The organism is Nocardiopsis lambiniae, assembly GCF_031845465.1.
Classification (GTDB): Bacteria; Actinomycetota; Actinomycetes; order Streptosporangiales; family Streptosporangiaceae; genus Nocardiopsis; species Nocardiopsis lambiniae.
The window spans coordinates 85,156-104,823 of sequence record NZ_JAVREP010000003.1; the positions used below are offsets into that span (position 1 = coordinate 85,156).

The window sequence follows — 19,668 nt, forward strand, 5'->3', positions numbered from 1 at the left end:
TGGGTCAGGGTGCGGCGTCCACGGGCAGGTCCAGGTAGGTTCCGCGTTCGGCGCGCACCCACAGCTGGTAGGCGGGGGTCGAACCGGGGTCCAGGCCGAGCACGGCCGCCCACTCCGACTCCGTGTGATTGCGCATGGGCCGTGCGCACAGGCCGGTCGCTGCCGCCGCCAGACAGCCCCACTGGGCGATCCACCCCAGCAGGGGGTGCAGGGCGGTCTGGGCGCGGTCGCCGAAGGCGCGCGCCCACGGGGCGAAGTCGACCGACAGCGTGTAGCCGAGCGAGGACGACACGTTGGTCTCCCCGGTGCGCGGCACCGGGCGGGGCGGCCCCGGGGCGCCGTCGGGGCGCAGCTCGACGGCGACCCGGTCGTCCACCCGGTCCTCGACCAGCACGATCCGGTCCAGCCGCAGCGTGTCCGCGGGTATCGCGGTGACCGAGGCCGCCAGCGCGGCCACCAGGGCCCCGGTGACCTCCGCGCCGTCATCGGGGGAGACGTACGCGCTGGTCACCAGATTGGCGGAGGAGACCCCGCTGGTGCGCTCGTCCAACCACCGGCGCAGGCCCCTCCCGCTCGCCCCGTGCGCGGCGACGTCGGCGACCCCGACCAGGGACGGCGGGTCGATCACGACCGCCCCGTCGGCCGCCGGCCCCACGGTGAGAACGGCGCAGGGGGCGAACCCCTCCGGCACCGGGGTCCCCTCGGGGGCGAACACGGTGCGGGGCGTCAGTCCGGCCCGGGCCAGCGTCAGCCCGAGGGTCGCGGCCAGGTGACCGCCCTCCAGCAACGCCAACGACGGCCGCAACCGGCCGTACTCGGGCGGGTAGCGCCGGTGGTCCACCGCCACCACCATCCGGGCCCCGGCCAGGGCTCTCTCCAGGTCGTCCGGTACCGACGACGCGCCCCACGGCCGCAGGGCGTGCGTGCGCGGGTCCACCCGCAGGCACCACGGGTCCTCCGCACCCGCCTCGGAGACCAGGAACAGGTCGGCGCCGAACAGCCCGCGCGGCGACGGGTAGGCCCGGTGCACGGGGTACCGGTCGGCGGGGGAGAGCCGGCGCACCCGCACCGCCTCCACGCACGCCGCCGCCAGCCGGGCGCCCGGCGACCACGGCCCGGCGAGCGCCGGACCGGCGGCGTCCACCTCGCGCAGGGCCGCCAGCGCCGCCGACGGCGCGCGCGGACCGGACTCCGCGCGCAGCGTCGCGTCCCCCAGCCCCGGGCCGAAGAACAACGTCTCCACCGGTGTGACGTCCTTGTCGTGCGACTGCGCGTGGAACGCCGCGAGCGCCCGGGTCGCCTCCGTCACGGGAACGGATGCGGAACCGGACGGACCTCGCCGGGTCGCTCCCATGGGACTCCTCCCTCGAACAACGTGGACGCCCGGGCCAGTCGCTCCAGGCCGCGGGTCCGGCGGTGGGTGTGGCCGAACGTCATCGGCAGCGCCCCGGGCACGATCACCTTCACCGACCGCACCCCGGCCGCCGCCGTGTAGGGGGCGCTGCTCTGGTCGACCACGATGACGTCCAGGCCCAGCGCGTGCATCGCCGCCAGGCGTTCGCGCAGGATCGCGCCCAGGTCGGCCCCCGCGAACGACGCCGGGCCCCGGGCGGCGAACGCCTCCGCCGACACGGCCCCGGACGGGTGCTCCAGGAACTCCCAGTGCCGGCGGGCCTCCCACAGCCCGTGCATGCCGGTGTGGTCCTCCAACGTCCTCACCAGCGTGAAGTCGTCGAGCATGGGGCGACAGCGCTCGACGTTCACCGACTCCCGCATGCGCACCCACTTGGGGTACATGAGGGCGTTGGTGGCGGTCTCCTCGACCGCCGCCATCAGGGCCCGGCGGGGATCCGGGTGGGTGCCGGTGGCCAGGCTCATCGCGGGGGCGGTCCCGGCGCGCACCACCTCCTCCGGTGCGGTCACCGTCGCCAGCGCGGTGGGCACGCCCAGGTCGGAGGTGAGGTCCAGGATCCGCAGTCGCAGGCCGCGCTCGGTCAACAGGTCCACGAGATGGACCAGGTCGGGGTCGTCGGGCGTGGCGATCTCCCGCAACCGGGTCCGGGAGTACCAGGCGAGCAGGAAGGCGTCGCGCTCGATCACCTCGAACAGGCCGTACAGGACGGCCTCGGCCAGGTCGCCGCCGACCGCGCAGCCGTTGGAGGACTCGTACAGGAAGCGGGTGTCGCCGGTGCCGGCGTGCCAGAACGCCACGTGCTCGGGCACCAGCACCCGGCGGCCCTCCAGGGTGGACCAGGCCCACACCCAGTGGGTGGGGGTGTGCGGGGTGTAGGGGATCGGTTCGAACGCCGGATGGCCGTGCCATTCGGGTTCGTGCAGGCCCAGACGGGCGGGGTCGACGGCGTCCTCGGCCAGGGCGGAGTAGGAACCCCACACGCGGGGCGCGCCGGAGTGCCGGTGGCCGCCGGTGACCCGCTCGACGCCCTCCAGCAGGGCGGGGACCTCGCTGTCGGCGAACCGGATGGAGCGGCCGTACCCGCCTTCGCGCCGGGCGTGACCGGGGGAGACGGTCTCGCAGGTCACCAACGCCAGCGGGGACTCCTCGTCCCGGTACACATGGGCGGCGGGGCCGAACCGGAAGTCCAGCAACCGTTCGCGCAGTTCCGCGCGGTCCATCCGCCGTACCCGCAGCGCGTCGCCGGGGATCGGGCGCGCGACCTCCGTGTCCAGACCGCCGGGCACGGTCAGGCCCTCCCCGTCGGGGAAGCAGTGGCCGCACCGGGGGTGGGGGACGAACGTGTGGCGGGTGATCTCGCCGGTGCGGCAGTCCAGCGCCCACAACGCCAGCCGCAGCGACTCGGGGGCATCGGCCGCGGCGCGGGTCAGGACGGTCCAGACATCGGCCCACAGGGGGAAGAGCGGGGGCTCGTCGCCGACGGGGGAGGTGTCGCCCTCCAGGTCGCGTCGCCACCGTCCGGCGCACCGGGCGCACCCGGTCCCGTCATCGGCGGTCCACGGCCCGATCACCGCCAGCCCGCCGCTCATGCCCAGGTACAGGACGCCGTCGCCGACCCGGACGGTGCGGGGCTCCGCCAACGTGGCCCCCACCGGCGACGGAGCCCGGACCTCCTCACACGCCACCGTGTCCATACGCCCTCCTCCCGCCCCACGGTTCCCGTCGTCGGATCCCACCGGCGTCGCGGTGCGGACCGGTCATCGAGAGCACGGTCACGTCCACGTCGCCACCGCCGTGTGGACCCCGTGGGCGGCCCAGGCGGCGGCGCCCTCGGGGGCGGCCACCCGGACGCGGCCGGAGACGTCCGCCCAGGCGGCCAGGGACAGGGCGGCGTCCGGTGTGCGCGCGGCGCGCACCGCCAACCCCGGCGGGTCCTCCCGCACGACGGCGACGGCGCGCACCAGGGCCTCGCGCAACGCGGGGTCCGGCTCGGCCGCCGCGCCGACGGCCAGCGCCGACCCGTCCGGTCCGACCACGTCCACCCGCCACAGGCCCAGGTCCTCCAGCTCGTGGAAGCGCGCCGTCGCCGCCACACCGGAGCGCAGCGTCAACGCGGCCCACAGGCGGCGGGCCCGCGCCGACATCGGTTCCGGCGGGTCCGCCTCCTTCCACGGCACCGTCTCGCGCAACACCAGGTCGCCGACGGCGTCACCGATCGCCTCGGCGCGGGTCGAGCCCATCCCGTGTCCGGCGAGCGCGCTCCTGCGGCCCCAGGCCACGGCGTGCAACGACCCCGTCAGCGCGTCCAGCCGCGCCTCGGCGGTGGTGACACCGCAGCCGCTCCCGCCCCGGCGGGCGGTGCGGGCCAGGCCCACCGGCAACTGCGGCAGGTCGCCCGGCAGCGGCTCGCCCACCGGGCCGAACACGCGGTCCCACAGGGGAGCGAGCGCGTCCAGCCGGTCGGTGACCAGCGCTGCGGGCGCGGAGACCTCCGGGAACGCCCCGGTGACCTCCGGATCCAGGGCGGGCAGCAGCGGCAGGCGATGGGGCTCGGAGACGAGTTCGTCCGTGGTCACCATGAACTCCGGATCCCGGGCCTGAGGGGTCCCCTCCGTCACCCGGGCCACGTGCGCCACCAGTGCCAGCGCGAGCTGCGACGCCACCAGGGTGCGGGCCACCTCCGACTCCGGCGCGTCCGGCCCGATCCCCGGCGGCTCGTCGAGCGCGGCGGCCCACGCGCGCAGCCCGTCGAGGACCTCCGGGGTCGCGGTCGCGTCGCGCGGGCCCGAGACCCACACCCCGCGTTCGGCGACGATCACGTGCACCGCCTCCGGATGCCCCGGCACCGTCAGCCGGGTGCCCACCAGGACCCCCGGCAACGGCGCCCCCGTGTCGGCGGCCACGTCGCGAAAGCCCGCGCGCCCCAGCGCCCGCCGCACTCGCGCCTCCACACGCGCCGACTCCGACCGCACCCGCACCGAGGACCCCGCCAGCGCCCGCAGCGCCGCGAACGGCCGTGCCGTCAGCGGTTCCAGGTGCGGGTAGGCGGCCCGCTCGGACTCGTCGAGGTCGTGTTCCTCCTCGACCTCCCGGAGGAACCCGTGCTCCTCCAACCGATCCAGGATCCCCACGAGCACGGCTCGGCCCCGTTCGGGGAAGCGCTCCACCAGCGCCTCCGGGGTGAACCCCGAGCGCAGCACCGGTTCCAACGCCCGCCACACCGCGTCCGCGGGTGCGCCGCGCAGCACCACCGCGGTCGCTCCCATGCTCACGGCGACCCCCTCGGCGGCCAGGGACCGGGCCCGCACGGCCCGTTTCAAACGCAGCGTCGGCTCAGACATCGCCCACCCACGGCAGCGTCGGCCTCAGCTCCGGGTCGCTCTGCTGGTGCGCCACCACCCGTCGCACCGTCTCCTCCCAGGTCTCGCCCACGACCTCCTGGGCGGCCTCGGTGAACAGGTACGCGATCGAGTACCGCCGGATCGGCGACACCCCCATCAACGGCAGCAGGTCGAAGAAGCAGTTGATGACGAACCGGAACGCCGCGAACCCGTACCCGTCCCCCAAGCGGGTGAAGTCCAACTTGCGGAACTCCCGGTGGAAGTCGCTGTAGGACCGCTCGTCCGACCCGCTCCACCGCACCCGCACGTCATCGCCGAACCGCGTCGCCGTGTCCAGCCGGTCCTGGTGCGGGTAGGGCAGGATGTGGTCCCGCCGCGCCAGCTCCACCGCCTCCGGCAGCCACCGTCGCGTCCACCCCAGCCACGCCAGCGCCGACGGGTCCCGGGTGGTCCCCTCGTGGATCGGCCCGAGCAGCGCCACCAGGTCGGCGCGCTGGTCACGGTAGGACCCGGCCAACCGCGCCTGGGCCCGCCCCTCGGGGTCCGACCAGTGGAAGTACTCCTTCCAGTGCGACAGGAACGCCTGGTACCCCGACCTCAGTCCCCACTCCGGGTACCGCGAGGCGATGGCCCCCATCCCGGCGAACACGTGCGCGGTCGCCCCGTTCCCGTCCACCCGGTCGGCCACCAGCGCCAACCCGTCGGTGAGCACCCGGCCCTTGAGCGCGATCGCCTCGGGACCGCGCAGGAACGTGTCCACGGGGTCGCCGTCCAGTAGGCGGATCGAGTTGTCCGGCTCCAACGGCGCGTACGGCGGTTCCACCAGCTCCAACCGGCCCATCCGGGCCGAGAACTCCGCGTACCGCTCCGGGTCGATCGTCGCCGTGGACGGCCGCCGCTCCAGGAACGACCGGGCCCGCGCCTCGACGTCGGCCGCCGCGGTCGCCACCGCCGCGTCCTCGCCGTCCAGGTACAGCGAACAGTGCGGACCCAACCGCCAGTGCAGGTGCGGCCACGCCGCCGTGACGCCCGGCCGGGCCGCCGCGTCCAGGGCGGCCGGGACCAGGCATTCGCCCAGCAGGGCGGTCTTGTCGCTGTCGTAGTAGGTCACTCTGAGTCCGACGGTCACGGGACCAGCCTCACTTCGCCTGGGGGACGGGCCGCCTCGACGGCGGCGGGCACGACGGCCAGTTCGAGGAACACCTCGGTGGCGTGCCGGCCGTGCGGGCCGCTCAGACCCGCCCGCTCCGGGCACGGGTCCAGCTCCTCGACGAGCAGGCTCGGCCCGAGGTGGTCGAGTCGTTTGGCCGCCGTCGCCGTGTGCGACCTGCTCAGGAAATCCACGTGCTGGGGCTTGGGCGCCATCGCCCGCTCCAGCGGCCCCAACCGGGCACCCTGGAGGGGGCGGACGAACACCTGGTCGGGGATGCCCCGGGTCAGCCGGGCGACGTTGATCCGCCGGTGCAGTTCCTGGGCGGACTCCCCGGGCCGGGCCGCGAGGTCCCCGGTCTCCAACGCCCACCGCCGGCGGAACAGCGTGACGTCGCCGGACCGGATGCGCGGCACCGGGCCGGTGAACCCCTCGGTCTCCCAGCGCGCGTGCAGGTCCATCACCGTGTCGCCGAAGGAGAAGAACGGCGAGTCCGCGATCATCGCCACGAGCATCTCGTCGTAGGGCAGCGCGTGGGGGACCAGGAAACCGGTGTAGATCGGGTCGATCTCCCGCCCGTCACGGCGCCGTACCAGCCGCAACCCGTCCGGGGTGTGCACCAGCGCCAGGTCGGCGGTGGCGGGACCCGAACCCGTGACGGGTTCGTCGCGCAGCGCCAGCTCCTCGTCGGCCAGCGGCGGCGTCAGGTTCGCGTTGAACCCGAGCGTCGACCGCATGTGCACGGTGGGGGTGCCGGGCGGGCCCGATCGCCGCACGTGCTCGGCGACCCGGTCGCGGGCCCGCGCCGGCAGAGCGGACAGGAACCGGCTGAAGTACCGGGCCCGCCCGCCGTACAGGTGGTTGAGCACGAGTCGGCCCCCGTCGGGCTGACCGAACACGGCCAGTGACCGCCGCGCCCTGAACTCGCGCTCGGGAAGGAGACCGGCGATCTCGGCGACCACCGCCGGATCGACCTCGACCTCGTCGGCGTCGCTCCGCGCCAGCCCGGCGAGGTGATCGACGGCCAGCCGCCGGGCGGCCACCAGCCGGCGCAGCTCCTCGCCGGCCCCGTCGGTGTCGCCCGCCATGAGGCGCTGCGTCATGGGGAAGGCGGCGCGCGCGTTCCCGGCGAACCCGTCCAGGTCGTCGCAGCGTCCGCCCACGCCGTAACGGGAGACGAACACGCTCTCCAGGGCACCGGAGAGCACCCGCTGGTCGTCGAGGGCGAACAGCAACGGCATGATCCGCCGCAGGTCCGCCGCCCAGCCCCGGGTCCACGCGCGCGGCACCGGCGCCCCGCGCGACACGTGGCAGTCCTCCACCAGCGGTGACGAGGCCACCTCCGGGTCGGCGGGCGGCGCCCCGGGCGGCGTGACGGCCTCCGCCCACAGGCGTTGCAGGTGCGCCGTCGAACGGGCGCGCGCGGCCCCGTCGGCCTCGGCGAACCCCTTGAGGACCTCTTCGGTGGCGTCGAACGCCGCCGCCATCCGGGCGGCCACCGGCCCCGGCAACCGACGGACCGCCTCGTGCCAGCGCCGGTCGTGCTCCGGGTCCTGTTCGGCGACCGGCGCCCACGGCACCAGCACGCCGGCGTCGATGAGCTTGACCAGGACCCCGAGCAGCGCCTCCGGCGGCTGCCCCAGCTCCGCGGCCAGCCCGTCGCGCAGGTCGGCCAGCACCACCGGGCGGGCGGCCCGGCGTTCCAGCGCCGAGACCAGCGTGCCCCACGCCCCGCTCAGGGGCAGGCGCACCTCCTCCTCGCCGAACGCCTCCGCCCGCGCACCCGCGCTCGGCGGCGCCCACCGCCGACGCCGCACCGTCAAGCGGTCGCCGTCGCGGCGTGCCCCGCCGGTGAACACCCACTCCATCTCCAGGCGCGCCCTGGGGTCGGCGGCCAACGCCCGTGCCGCCTGCCGCACCAGCAGCCGGCGCAGGCCCGACACCGTGGAGAACCGCAACGGCTCCCCGTCACGGGTGGCCGACGACGGAAGCCCCAGGTCGTCGAAGAACACGCCGGTGTACAGCGAGTACGGGCTCACCTTCACCGTGGACCGCGAGTGGTAGCGCACCAACGACGGTTCGGCCTTGCGCATGCGCTTGTCCGGCGCGCGGTCGGCGGGCACGGCCGCCCGCGCCGCCACCGCCCGGTGCAGGTCCGGGCTGGACAGGGCGGTACTCCGGTCGGTGGCCGGATCGCGCGCCCACGCCACCAGTTCGGCGCGCTCCTCCACCAGGGCGGCGGCGTGCGCCTCGTCCAGGGTGGCCGTGGCGAGCCGGGTCCGCTCCCAGCTGTCCGCCCACTCCCCGAGCGCGCCGATCCGCCACGCCAGCGGGTGCCCCACCAGCGGGGTGCGGGGCGGGCGCCGGTTGAACACGTCGCGCTTGACGGCGAGCGCGGTCCGCCGGTCGTCCTCGTCCTCCAGGGAGGGGGTGAGCAGGTGCAGGGTTTCCAGGAGTCGGTCACGGAGGAACTCCCGGTGCGCCTCCTCGTCGGTGAGGGTGTGCAGCAGGTCCCGGTCCAGGTCGACGCGGTCGGACCGCAGCGGCCGGTAGGGGTACAGGTTCACGCGGGAGACCAGGTAGGGGCCCTCCACGAGATCGAAGGACGTCGCGCTCACTCGCCCTCCGCGTTCTTGCGCCTACCCGCTCCGAAGCCGCGCGGCTCGCGTTCCGACGCCCACCGGAACCAGCGCAGCGCCACCACGGTACCCAGCAGGGACCAGCCCAGCAGCAGCCACACCGACGGCCAGTCCCACACCGGACCGCTCTCCGACAGCGCCCCGTGCAGCAGGATCGTCAGCGGCCGACCCGGCAGCACGTCCACGATCGCGCTCAGGGTGTCGCCCAACGGCAGGACGACGAACCCGCCCGCCAGGAACGCCGCGGGGAAGAAGACGCCGTTGATCATCGGCACGGCGGCGTCGGCGTTGGGCGGCAGCAGGGAGGCGGCGGCCCCCAGCGGCGCCATGCACACGAACCCCAGCGCGATCGCGGCCAGCACCAGGGGGATCCGCTCGGGGGCGACGCTCACGCCCATGCCCAGCAGCCCGATCGCGGTGACCACCGCGACCACGATGACCGTGGTGAGGAGCGTGTTGGCGAGGTAGGCGCCCATGACGGTGACGGGCCGGACCGGCGTCGTCCGGAACCGTTTGAACAGCCCGTGGTGGCGGCGGATCGCCAACCCGATGGCGACGTTGGCGAACGCCACCGACATCAGCGCGAACCCGAGGACGCCCCCGAAGCTCAGGTTGGCCTGGGTGATCTCGTGTTCGCCGAGGATCCGGATCTCGTCGGCCTGGGAGCGGAACGCGAATCCGAAGCCGACGTAGAACATCACCGGCATCAGGACGATGAACGCCAACGTGATGGGGGAACGCCAGAACTCCTTGAGTTCCCCGTCGACGTGCAGGAGGAAGGTGCGCAGGCCGTTGGCCCGGCGGGGCCGGGTGGCGGGTGCGGTGTCGGTGGTGCTCATTCGGCCTTCCCCGTGGTGGTCCCGGTCTTCTCCGCGCCCGTGTCGAGCATCGCCAGGTAGGCGTCGTCGAGGGTGGGCGGCACGATCGTCAGCCCGCTGACGCTCGTGTTCTCGCGGTCGGCCCAGGCCTGGACCTCGCGGACCACGGCGTCCTGGTCGTCGGTGTGGATGCGCACCCGGCCGTTGACCAGGCTCGCGCCTTGGGGCAGGCGGTCGGCGGGCACGCCCGGGTCGGCGAACTCCACGACGGTGAACGCGGAGGAGGAGCGGACCAGGTCCTCGGGAGTGCCCGAAGCGATGAACGATCCCTCGCGGATGACGTCCACCCGGTCGGCCAGCTCCTGCACCTCGGCGAGGTCGTGCGAGGTGAGGATGACGGTGGTGCCGCTGTCGCGCAGGCCCGAGACCAGGGCGCGGATGCGGCGGCGCGACACCGGGTCCAGACCGGTGGTGGGCTCGTCGAGGAAGAGCAGCTCGGGGCGGCCGGTCAGGGCCAGAGCCAGGTCCAGGCGGCGCAGCTGGCCGCCGGAGAGGGACTTGACCAGGGCGCCGCGCTTCTCGGCGAGGTCGACCTGGTCGAGGATCTCGTCCAGGCCCACCGGGTCCGGGTGGTAGGAGGCGTGTCGGCGCAGGATGTCGCGGACCGACAGGCCCGGTTCCAGCATGGTCTGCTGGAGGACGACGCTCATCCGGGTGCGCAGCCGGGCGAAGTCGCGGCGGTTCCCGGGGTCGAGCCCCAGGACGGACAGCCGGCCGGAGGTGCGGCCGCGGTGTCCCTCCAGAATCTCGATGAGCGTGGTCTTCCCGGCGCCGTTGGGGCCCAGCAGGGCGGCGATCGTACCGGTGGCCACCCGGTAGTCGATGCCGTGGAGGACCCGGCCCTTGCCGTAGTCCTTGGTGATGTCGGTGGCGTTGATGGCGTGCACGTGCTGCCCTCGGTGTTCTCGTGGGGGTGATGCGGGGGGAGGGGCGGCCCCCCGACCGGTGGGGAACCGCCCTACGCGGGCCGGATCAGCCGCACGACCCCGAGGAGCAGCAGCTGCTGGAGCCGCAGCACGAGGTGGAGGTGCAGCTGCTGGAGCCGCTGGTCGCGCCGGTCTCGGGGACGGCGACGGCCTCGCGGACGCTCATGACCTCCATGTCGGAGAAGTCGAGGTCGGGCAGCTCGATGGCGGGGGAGTCCTGCATGGGGAACCTTTCGCGGAGGGGAACAGGGGATGGACACATCGGAGAAACGGTATGTCGTTCGTTCACGCTTTGACCGGATGAAACGGCTGGGACATTTCCCTATCTGAGCAGTGGGATATTCCGGGTTCTCAAGAGGCCCGGGGCATCCTCTGGGAAGGGTGTCATCCGTGCCGATCATCGGGTTATCGAGGCTGCTGCCAGCTTTTTCAGCGCGAAAATGCACATGGGTGTTTGGGGGGGCGGACAAGGGGGGATGACAGCAGGTCGCGCCGCACGTGGACACGGCCCGAGAGGGACGCGCCGGAGCCCGTCCCAGGTCTGTCGCGGGGCGCGGATCAGCCGCAGGATCCGCCGGAGCAGCAGCTGCTGGAGCCGCAGCAGGAGGTGGAGGTGCAGCTGCTCGAACCGCTGGTGGCCCCGGTCTCGGGCACCGCGACGGCCTCGCGAACGCTCATCACCTCCATGTCGTCGAAGTTCAGCTCGGGCAGGTCGATGTCCAAAGCCGTCGATTCGGGCATGGTGAGCCTCTTCGGGTAGTTCGTTTCTTGCACAGTCCCCCGGGCGGCTCGAAAGTAACATGTCGTGAAGAAACTCGATAGAGGTTGTATAAACCGTTATCCGTAGTGTGTCTCCGGGTTCGCGGGACCGTTACGGAGAGAACGTCGAAGTGTCACGGATGGACTCACGTTCCTTTCGGTCCGCAATTCCAGTCGCGGGATTCGGAGGAGGGCCGCGTGGTCCGGCCACCCGGGCCACCGGCCGCGGGTCGGCGACCGCGGCGACGCCCCGGGGCGCGGCCCCGGCGGCCCCATGGGCCGGCGCGTGTCGGAGCCGGTCGGGGCGTCTTCGTTCACCCGGCGGGAAGAGGGCCCGGGTCATCCCGGAGCGAAGGGCTCACGGGGAAGCCCGGAGAAGGCGGGACCTCAGGACTCCGCGCGGGCGGCACGCCACTCCGGGGCGAGCACCGACCAGACCTCCGTGTCCTGACGGCGCCCCCGGTACGGGTGGTTCTCGCGCAGCACACCGTCCCGGCTCATCCCGAGCCGTCGGGCCACCGCGATGCTGGCGGCGTTCTTCGACGCCACGTGCCACTCGACGCGGTGCACCCCGCGCTCCTCGATCGCCCAGTCGATGAGCAGCCGCACCGCTCGGGTCACCAGGCCCCGGCCCGCCGCCGACGGTTCCAGCCAGCACCCCGCCTCGGCGGTTCCCTGGTCGGTGTCCAGGTTCGGCAGCATGACCCCGCCGACCAGTTTGTCGTCCAGCCAGATCCCGCAGATCCGGCCGGTGTCGGCGGCCGTCTTGTCCGCGTGCCGCTGGAGGTACGCCCGGCTCGACGCCAGGTCCGTGACCAGGTCCGGCATCCCGACGTAACGGCCGATGTACTCGCGCCCCCGGTCGATGTGCTCCAGGAACTCGCGCGCCCGCCACGGTTCCAGCGGTCGCAGCTCGGCGTCGTCCCCCAGGGAGATCGCGTACATTCCGCTCCTCGTCCTCGAAATCCGTCACCGGAGACGGTACTCCCCCGAGACTCCGGGCACCCGCGGTTCCGGGCGCGCTGCGTTCGCCTCGGCCGGGTTCGGCGTGACGCCTTTCGCGCCTTGGTCCCGGTCGCTCCACGGGTTTCGATGACCGGTCCGGCCGTCCCGTCCTGGGTCACGATGAACGCACAGCGCGTCACCCGGCCGACGGACCGCATCGCTGCCGGTTCCGACCACGTCCGCTCTGCCGCCGCCGTCACCGGGAGGCGCGACAGGGGAGAGGGCGGCGCCGCCATCCCGATCATCAGGGGCGCGATGCTCGCGAACACGGCGGAGGAATCAGGAGGCCCGGCTGAATCCATTCAGAGCCATGCCGGTCCGGGAAGTGGCAAGGGCGGGTAGCCGTAACCCCGTCGGCGCGACCGCGGGTCCGCTCAAGAGCGTTGCCCGTATTCGTGGTTGATTCTGTCGTTATGTATATCTTTGGGTGGTCGTTCGGTCGAATGAGTTCGCAACCCGAGGCGGACCAGGGATTGAGGGATGATAACTTCATCGGATGATGAGCAAAATGGTCGGGCATGATTGAGGCCTCACGCCACGGAGGTGCGTGAGGCCCAAGATGCGCGAGAGGATTCCTGCAAGAGCTCTCGTGCCTTCAGAGCGCTATCGGTCCCACTTCCTGATCAGGGAGTCGACGATGAAGCCGGCCACAGTGGGTACGCCGACCGCGTAGAACGGGTCGTATCCCGCGAGCAGGAGCACGATGATCGTCGTGACGACGATCGCGAAGAGCGTGATCCTGGGCCAGGGAGAGTGGGACCCCGGCCGGGGGTGCGGAGTCTGATCGGTGGTCTCGCGCTTGTTCTTGGGCATGTCAAACCTCGGTTTCGAAAGTAGTTAATCCTGGTTACTAGTGCTTAGAGAAAATCGTGTTACTAGTGGTCGAGAAAATCGAAAACAAGTTCTAGGGCGGCTTGCTCGGGGGCTTTCCGGCGTTCGTCATGTGTCACCTCCTGTGGCCGATTATTTCATGGTGGGTGGCCCTTGGCGAACCTTCGCCGGGATGAGGCTTGATTGTTCGCCATGGGTCCTTTGTTTCCTATAGTGCAATTTGATTTTCATGGGCTTCATGCTTTGTATGTTCCCTGGGGTACCCCAGGGGCGTCGTGCGCGCCATCGGCCTGGGGGCTCTGCTCCGAGCGTGGAGATCCGGGGTATCTCGTGTGGGCGAGGTATGATGCCCGCGACGAGTTCGCCGAGGAGGCACGTCCTCGACCTCGGTGTTCTTGTGCGGGGTTCGGTGGGAACCCTGTAAAGCCCCTAGGGCATGGTTGCTAATCGCGCTTCTAGTTATTGAGAAAATCGGGGCGTTCCTCGTTTTCGAGGAGCCGTCGGATGGCCCATACCACCGACTGCCTGTCGCTCTGAGCCGTGCCGACGGGAGGCGCACGTCCGCGAGGGCGGGCACTCTCCTGCCGGACACGGGTGTGGGGCGGGTCGTACGACCCGCCCCACACCCGTGTCCGGGCCGTGTCGCCGCTCGGGTTCCTCGGACCCTGCTGCCGAGGCCGACACCGGTGAAGTCGTGGCCGTGCCCCTCCGATGTGTCTTCGCGTGGGGTCGGGTGGTGCCCGGCCCCACGGCCCATGTGGTCGTTCGCGCCGATGGCGCGGGTCATCGGGTCGTCCTCGGCGCCGCCCAGAGCCCGGCCGCGTCGGAAGGCCGCCTTGACCTCCGCCCGGCGGGCCTCCTGCTCCGGGGCCCGGTGCCTAGTCGAAGACCTCCACCGGACAGCGGGCCGCACCGCTGCGGGCTATGCGGGCATCGCTGGTGACCAGTACGGCTCCCAGGGTCTCGGCCAGTGCCACGTAGGTGGCGTCGTAGGCGGACAGGTTCGCGCGAAGGACCTTGACACGGGGCCACAGGGGAAGCGAATCGTAGCGGTCGATCGGTAGCCGTTCATAGGCGGCCATCGCCGTGTCCACTTGGTCCGACGTGATCTTCCCGCCGCGGGCCATGCCCAGAAGCGCGGACATGACCTCGGTGTCGAGGAGGTGCGGGGCGCACAGGACGTCGGCTTCGGCCACCCGCGCGGCCACGGCCGAACCGACCGGGCCGGCCGCCGTCAGCATCTCCACGAGCGCTGAGTCGTCCATGACGATCAACGCCCGGCTCGCCCCTCGTCGATGGCGGACAGGACGTCGGAGACGGTGACGTCGGATCGGGCGGTACGGCGGGCCGCCTCCACGGCCTCGGCCAAGGTCGGTTTGGAGACCTCGCGGGTGAGCACGGTGCGGGCGTAGGCCTGGAGGGACTGTCCGGCCTTGGCGGCTCGGATCTTCATCTCCCTGACGACTTCTTCCGGCATGTCACGGATGGTGAGAGCAGTCATGAAAGCATTGTGCCTTCAATGGAAGCACTATGCATTCAATCTGTCCGAGCGCGGGCCCGGTGACCGGGGAGGGGATCCGTGCGCGGTTCCGCGAGTGCCGCGCCGCCTCGGCACTCGTGGGCACGGTCGTGTCGGGGGTTCCGACAGGCCGTGGGGCCGGGCGGTGCCCGGCCCCACGGCCCATGTGGTCGTTCGCTTCGGTCAGGTGCGGTCGCGGTCGAGGGCCGCGCCGATCTCGCCGACGCGGTCGGCGAGCAGGCCCATCGCGCCGATGGCGCGGGTCATCGGGTCGTCCTCGGCGCCGCCCAGAGCCCGGCCGCGTCGGAAAGCCGCCTTGACCTCCGCCCAGCGGGCCTCCTGCTCCGGGGTCATGGTCCCCCGCAACTCCGCCAGCTTGAGCAGGTTGGACTCCGCGCCCGAGGTCAGGGTCTGCGCCTCGCCCATGTAGTGGTCGTCGATGACGGCCTCCACCTCGGCGTCGTTCATGACCGGCACGATCTTCTCCGCCAGCCGGTTCATGTTCCGGTACGACCCCTGGAGTCGGAACGGCGGCTCGGTACGGGCGTCCTCCGACTGGGCCGCCGAGGCGATGTAGGCCTGGTTGTTGGCCATCACCACCTCCTGCACCCGCAGCATCTTGCGCAGCACCGACACGATCCGCTCGACCTCGACCGCCGAGTACGGGTGGCTCATCCGGTCCAGGGTCACCGAGTCATCGCCCCGGGCCATCCGCACGAACCGGTACACGTCCTCCCGGTCCCGCGTGGACAGCGGGGCCAGCATCGGGTTGGAGGTGAGCGCGTTCTCGATGTAGCTCAGCGCGAACAGCTCCTCCTTCCCCGAGAGCACGTCGCCCAGGTTGTACACGTCGGCGCGGTTGGCCAGCATGTCCGGGATCCGGAAGCGCTTGCCCTGCTCCGTGTACGGGTTGCCGGACATGCACACCGCGAACCTCTTGCCCCGCAGGTCGTAGGTGCGGGTGCGGCCGTTCCACACGCCCTCCATCTTGCGCTGCCCGTCACAGAGCGAGATGAACTTCTGGAGCAGCTCCGGGTTCGTGTGCTGGATGTCGTCCAGGTACAGCATCGTGTTGTTGCCCATCTCCAGGGCGAAGGAGATCTTCTCGATCTCCTGCCGGGAGGTGGCGTCGGGCGCCTCCGCCGGGTCCAGCGACGTGACCGCGTGCCCCAGGGCGGGCCCGTTGACCTTCACGAAGACCAACCCGAGCCGGCTGGCCACGTACTCCATGAGCGTGGTCTTTCCGTAACCCGGAGGGGAGATGAGCAGCAGCAGGCCGCTCTGGTCGGTGCGCTTGTCGTCCCCCGCCGCGCCGAGCTGCTTGGCGAGGTTGTCGCCGATGAGCGGCAGGTACGACTCGTCCAGCAGCCTGTTGCGGACGAACCCGCTCATCACCTTCGGCTTGTACTCCTCCACCCGCAGGCGGTCGCGTTCGGCCGCCACCAGGGTGTGGCGCCGCTTCTGGAAGTCCCGGTAGGCGGGCACCTCCTCCAGCCGGAACCGGCGGGTGCGCGGCAGGATCTCGTCCAACCGCACCTCCAGGGACCGGTCCCGCACCCGCGGGTGCGAACCGAGGAGCCCGGTGACGGTCTCGTGCACCGCCGCCGACGACTCGTACCGGTCGACCTTCGCCAGGGAGATCGCGGTCGCCTCGGGCAGGTCCTCGGCGTCGACGTCGTCTCGGGTGGCCGTGTACGCCTCCAGCCACGCGGAGACCAGCTGGTGGCGGGCGGCCAGGTCGTCGCCGAGGCGGCGCAGGTCCTCCTCGAAGGACTTGCGGGTGGTCTCCCGGGTGCTGCCCAGCGCCCGGGAGAACCGGTCCAGGAGGGTGCGCGCGCCCGCGCCGGACACGAATCCGCGCTCGGTCGGGGTGTCCGCCGCCAACTCCTCGAACAGGTACTCGCCGACCAGGTCCAGGTCGGTGTCCCGGTACAGTCCCGTGTCGGTGAGGAACGCGTCCACGGCCCCGGCGAACTCGGTGCGCAGCGCGTCGATGGCGGCGGAGCGCCGGGCCCCGAACACCGCGCGGGCGCGCGCCAGCGACGCCGCCCGGGTGGCCCAGGCCTCCTGCCGCTGCCGTTCGGGGCCGAACGCCCAGAACAGCTGGGCGACCGCGCGCACCCGGCCCGGGTACCGCAGCAGCCCCGCCCCGGTGCGCAGGCGCAGCAGGGACGACAGGATCCTCGCCGCGTCGTGGTCGTGCACGCCGCGTTCGTAGCCCTCGTCGTAACGGGTCTCGGCGGCCTCGCGCACCAACGACAGCAGCGACGACCCGTTCTCGGGGTGCAGTTCCGCCTCGTTCAACCGCTCCAGGGAGAGCCCGCCGGCGCCCTCCTCGGCGGCGGCCAGGATCGACGTCGCCAGGTGCTCGGCCCGGTACACCAGCGGGCTCTCCGACACCAGCGGGCGGTCCCACAGGTGCCGGGTCCTCGCGAACCCGGGATCGGTGACCGGCTCCCGGAAGTCGGTTCCGGTGATCGACAACGCCATCTCCCCGTGATGCGGGGTGAGGGTGAGGTCGATCGGCTGGGAGTTGATCGCGAACCGGTGCCGCCCCAGGCGGAGCGTCTCGCCGTCGTACAGGTCGGTGCGGTCCTGGAGGGCGCGCCCCGCCTCCTGCCGGGCGGCGAGGATCCGCCCCTCCAGTTCCTCGGCGCGCACGGTGTCGCCGAGGACGCGCATCTCCTCGACGGTGCGGCGCAGCCGCGTGACCATCGCGTCGGAGGCGAAGTAGGTGTTGACGTCCTCCAACGTGCCCAGGGTCGACACCCGACGGTGCACGCCCTCCAGCACGCGTTCGGCGGAGGCCGCCAACCGGTCGGCCCGGCGGGCCCGCTCGTCCACCAGGGTCTGCTTGCGGCCGGAGAACGCCTCGTACACGTCCTCGCGCTTGTCCGACAACTCTCCGAGGAAGTCGTCGAACTCGGCGAACCTCGACTCCAGGTTCTCCAGCTGGAGCATGATCCGCCCCAGCTGTTCGTCGCACCGCTCGGGGGTGTCGGCGGCAGCCAGCGCGCCGGTGACGGCCTGCCCGAGCAGCGCGAACTCCGCGGCGAACTCGGCCCGGCCCTCCAGCGCCGACAGTTCCCCGCGCCGGTTCTCCAGCGTCGCCCGGGCCCGGTTGATCCCGGCCAGGACCTCGCTGACCCGCTCCAGGATGCGGGTCCGCACCTGGGCGTCGCCGATCTCCAGCGAACCGATGACCTCGGTGACCGTTCCCAGGCCCTCGGTCTGCGCGGCGATGCGCTCGCCGACGGCGGTGGCGGCGCTGACCGCCTCGATCGACCCGGCCTCCTCGACCAGCCGCTCCACCTCGGAGTGATAGCCGTCGAACGCGTCGTCCTGTTCCAGGAACGCGACGGTGCGCCGACCGACGGAGGTGATCTCCTCCTCCAGGGACCGGTCCAGCTCCGCCAGCCGGTCGGCGTCCACGTAGCGCGTCTCGCTCAGCGTGGCCGCCCGCCCCTGGGCGCGGCGCAGTTCCGTCAGCCGGTTCACCCACCCCTCCGCGGACCGGGGGGTCTCCCCCCGGGACGTGCGGATGAGCGCGGTCGCCCTCGCCTCGGCATCGGCCAGGGACTCGGCGGCCTGGGCGGTCAGGGCCTGGACGTTCTCGAACTCCTCCAGCACGCGTTCGGCGGTGGCGCGCACCCGCGCCAACGGCCCCGCCAGGTCGCCCAGTTCCTCCTCGCCCAGCCAGTGGAACCGGTCGGACACCCGGCGGCAGGCGGCGATGAGCGCCTCGAACACCTCGGTGGAGGGCCGCATGTCCTGGGCCATCCGCGACACCGACAGGCAGTCCGACACGCCCCGGACCAGCTCGGCGTTGCCGATCCGCTCCAGCGGGCCGGTGCCCACGGGCTGGGAGGCGGCGTACTCGTCGGACACGTACGGGGTCTGCCACACCTGCATGGGATGCACCCGGGTGGGCTCGCCCGACGTCTCCCGGAACACCGTCATGGTGCCGTCGTCGAACAGCGAGTACCCGTGGCAGACGACCGGGTTCGCCACCTCCTTGCGGATGGTGTTGTACGACAGCAGCAGGCTGCGCCCGTCCGTCCGGGAGTGGAAGACGTACAGCACGTCCTCTCCGTTGGGCGAGCGCACCACCCGCTCGAACTCCAGGTCGGTGACGTCGGTGTCGAACGTCCGGGCCGCCCCGGTGGCCAGGTAGTAGCCGCCGGGGAAGATCAGCCCCTGGTCGTCGGGCAGCCGGCGGCAGGACTGGCCGATCCCGTCGAGGCGCAGCACGTCCTTGGTGTGCCGGTTGAAGACCAGGTGCCGCCACTCGGTCTCGTTGTAGGGCAGGATCCGCAGCAGGATGAGCGGACCCGCCTCGGCGTGGAACACCGCGGCGTCGGCCAGGCTCTGCAACGCCTCGTCGACGGGCTCGCTGTAGATGCCCTCGCCGACCTCGGTGTTGTTCTCGATCTTGATGGTGAGGTCGCCGCCGACCGTCTCCACGAACAGCTCGTCGAGGACGGAGATGTGCGGGTGGCGGCCGAGCACGTGGTCCTCGCGGCTGGTCTCCACCCACGTGAACTCGTGCGACGGCGGGAACACGTGGTCGCGTTCGCCGCGATCGTCGAGATAGGCGATCTCACCGGTGGGCGCCACCGACCACCGGAGCACCCGCACGTCCTCCGTCCGCGGCCCGATCTGGAAGACGGCCAGCAGCCGGTCCTCGATCCTGCGCAGTTGGAGGAGGCGGGCGTCGCGGTAGTAGCGGTAGAGCTGACCGAAGTCCTGCCGGAACCGGTCGTCCTCCAGCAGCCCGGGGAGGGCGCCCTCGGGTGTCCCGGTGAAGGAGAACCCGTCCTCGTCGTGCCGGTAGCGGTGCAGCGAGAACACGTCGGGGACGTGCGTCTCCCGCTGCATGCCGATGAAGACGTTGTAGCCGAACAGGATCGTGTCACCGGTGCCGCCGTCGGCGCCCGCGCCGACGGAACGGCCCACGCTGACGACGTCCCGCGGCGTGCAGTTGTGCTCGGTGCGGATGCGCTCGGTGCCGAGCAGGGTCAGTTCGGTGCCGCCGAACACCTTCAACCGCCGGGTGTTCAGCTCCTCGGTCCGGCGGGCCAGTTCACCGGTCTGCTCGCGGAGCCGGGCGCGGAGCACCTCGTAGGTGCCCGCGTCCAGCGCCCGCTCGTCGACGGTGTCCGGCCCGGGGCCTGCGGTCTCCTGGGACAGGGCCTCGGTCACGGAG

14 protein-coding genes are annotated in these 19,668 nt (G+C 72.3%); all 14 read right to left on the minus strand.

From position 1 onward, the window contains the following. Positions 1-4: 4 nt before the first annotated feature. Complete coding sequence (locus RM479_RS06490; protein ID WP_311510800.1) at positions 5-1,309, minus strand: hypothetical protein; 1,305 nt, start codon at positions 1,307-1,309, stop codon at positions 5-7. Then, complete coding sequence (locus tag RM479_RS06495) at positions 1,306-3,108, minus strand: TOMM precursor leader peptide-binding protein (RefSeq protein ID WP_311510801.1); 1,803 nt, start codon at positions 3,106-3,108, stop codon at positions 1,306-1,308. The genes RM479_RS06490 and RM479_RS06495 overlap by 4 nt, the downstream gene beginning before the upstream one ends. A 78-nt stretch (positions 3,109-3,186) precedes the next feature. Then, complete coding sequence (locus tag RM479_RS06500; RefSeq protein WP_311510802.1) at positions 3,187-4,755, minus strand: hypothetical protein; 1,569 nt, start codon at positions 4,753-4,755, stop codon at positions 3,187-3,189. Beyond that, positions 4,748-5,884: a lantibiotic dehydratase C-terminal domain-containing protein gene (locus RM479_RS06505; RefSeq protein WP_311510803.1), complete on the minus strand. Its 1,137-nt coding sequence runs from the start codon at positions 5,882-5,884 to the stop codon at positions 4,748-4,750. Before RM479_RS06505 ends, RM479_RS06500 begins: the two co-directional genes overlap by 8 nt. After that, positions 5,881-8,523, minus strand: coding sequence for a lantibiotic dehydratase (locus RM479_RS06510; protein WP_311510804.1), 2,643 nt, complete (start codon positions 8,521-8,523; stop codon positions 5,881-5,883). Before RM479_RS06510 ends, RM479_RS06505 begins: the two co-directional genes overlap by 4 nt. Beyond that, on the minus strand, positions 8,520-9,383 hold the full coding sequence (locus RM479_RS06515) for an ABC transporter permease (protein WP_311510805.1): 864 nt from the start codon (positions 9,381-9,383) through the stop codon (positions 8,520-8,522). Before RM479_RS06515 ends, RM479_RS06510 begins: the two co-directional genes overlap by 4 nt. After that, complete coding sequence (locus RM479_RS06520; RefSeq protein WP_311510806.1) at positions 9,380-10,309, minus strand: ABC transporter ATP-binding protein; 930 nt, start codon at positions 10,307-10,309, stop codon at positions 9,380-9,382. The genes RM479_RS06515 and RM479_RS06520 overlap by 4 nt, the downstream gene beginning before the upstream one ends. 85 nt (positions 10,310-10,394) lie before the next feature. After that, positions 10,395-10,571 carry a thiazolylpeptide-type bacteriocin gene (locus tag RM479_RS06525; RefSeq protein WP_306368971.1) on the minus strand — a complete coding sequence of 59 codons (177 nt, stop codon included), beginning with the start codon at positions 10,569-10,571 and terminating at the stop codon, positions 10,395-10,397. 335 nt (positions 10,572-10,906) lie between these two features. Next, positions 10,907-11,089, minus strand: coding sequence for a thiazolylpeptide-type bacteriocin (locus RM479_RS06530; protein ID WP_220564355.1), 183 nt, complete (start codon positions 11,087-11,089; stop codon positions 10,907-10,909). Positions 11,090-11,494: 405 nt separating this feature from the next. Then, positions 11,495-12,052 (minus strand): GNAT family N-acetyltransferase, encoded by a 558-nt coding sequence (locus RM479_RS06535; RefSeq protein ID WP_311510807.1) that lies wholly within the window; start codon positions 12,050-12,052, stop codon positions 11,495-11,497. Positions 12,053-12,715: 663 nt separating this feature from the next. Then, positions 12,716-12,925: a hypothetical protein gene (locus tag RM479_RS06540; RefSeq protein WP_311510808.1), complete on the minus strand. Its 210-nt coding sequence runs from the start codon at positions 12,923-12,925 to the stop codon at positions 12,716-12,718. 896 nt (positions 12,926-13,821) lie between these two features. Then, entirely contained in the window at positions 13,822-14,208 is a 387-nt protein-coding gene (locus tag RM479_RS06545; RefSeq protein WP_311510809.1) for a type II toxin-antitoxin system VapC family toxin, read from the minus strand. Between the two features lie 5 nt (positions 14,209-14,213). Beyond that, on the minus strand, positions 14,214-14,444 hold the full coding sequence (locus tag RM479_RS06550; protein ID WP_311510810.1) for a FitA-like ribbon-helix-helix domain-containing protein: 231 nt from the start codon (positions 14,442-14,444) through the stop codon (positions 14,214-14,216). A gap of 201 nt (positions 14,445-14,645) precedes the next feature. Next, entirely contained in the window at positions 14,646-19,664 is a 5,019-nt protein-coding gene (locus tag RM479_RS06555) for a DNA repair ATPase (protein ID WP_311510811.1), read from the minus strand. Between the last annotated feature and the right edge of the window lie 4 nt (positions 19,665-19,668).

Bases quoted from the DNA above. Each gene is read 5' to 3' on its own strand.
- RM479_RS06550 (WP_311510810.1), bottom strand. From the start codon at position 14,444: ATGACTGCTCTCACCATCCGTGACATGCCGGAAGAAGTCGTCAGGGAG.
- RM479_RS06545 (WP_311510809.1), bottom strand. From the start codon at position 14,208: ATGGACGACTCAGCGCTCGTGGAGATGCTGACGGCGGCCGGCCCGGTC.
- RM479_RS06515 (WP_311510805.1), bottom strand. From the start codon at position 9,383: ATGAGCACCACCGACACCGCACCCGCCACCCGGCCCCGCCGGGCCAAC.
- RM479_RS06525 (WP_306368971.1), bottom strand. From the start codon at position 10,571: ATGCAGGACTCCCCCGCCATCGAGCTGCCCGACCTCGACTTCTCCGAC.
- RM479_RS06540 (WP_311510808.1), bottom strand. From the start codon at position 12,925: ATGCCCAAGAACAAGCGCGAGACCACCGATCAGACTCCGCACCCCCGG.
- RM479_RS06500 (WP_311510802.1), bottom strand. From the start codon at position 4,755: ATGTCTGAGCCGACGCTGCGTTTGAAACGGGCCGTGCGGGCCCGGTCC.
- RM479_RS06530 (WP_220564355.1), bottom strand. From the start codon at position 11,089: ATGCCCGAATCGACGGCTTTGGACATCGACCTGCCCGAGCTGAACTTC.
- RM479_RS06535 (WP_311510807.1), bottom strand. From the start codon at position 12,052: ATGTACGCGATCTCCCTGGGGGACGACGCCGAGCTGCGACCGCTGGAA.
- RM479_RS06495 (WP_311510801.1), bottom strand. From the start codon at position 3,108: ATGGACACGGTGGCGTGTGAGGAGGTCCGGGCTCCGTCGCCGGTGGGG.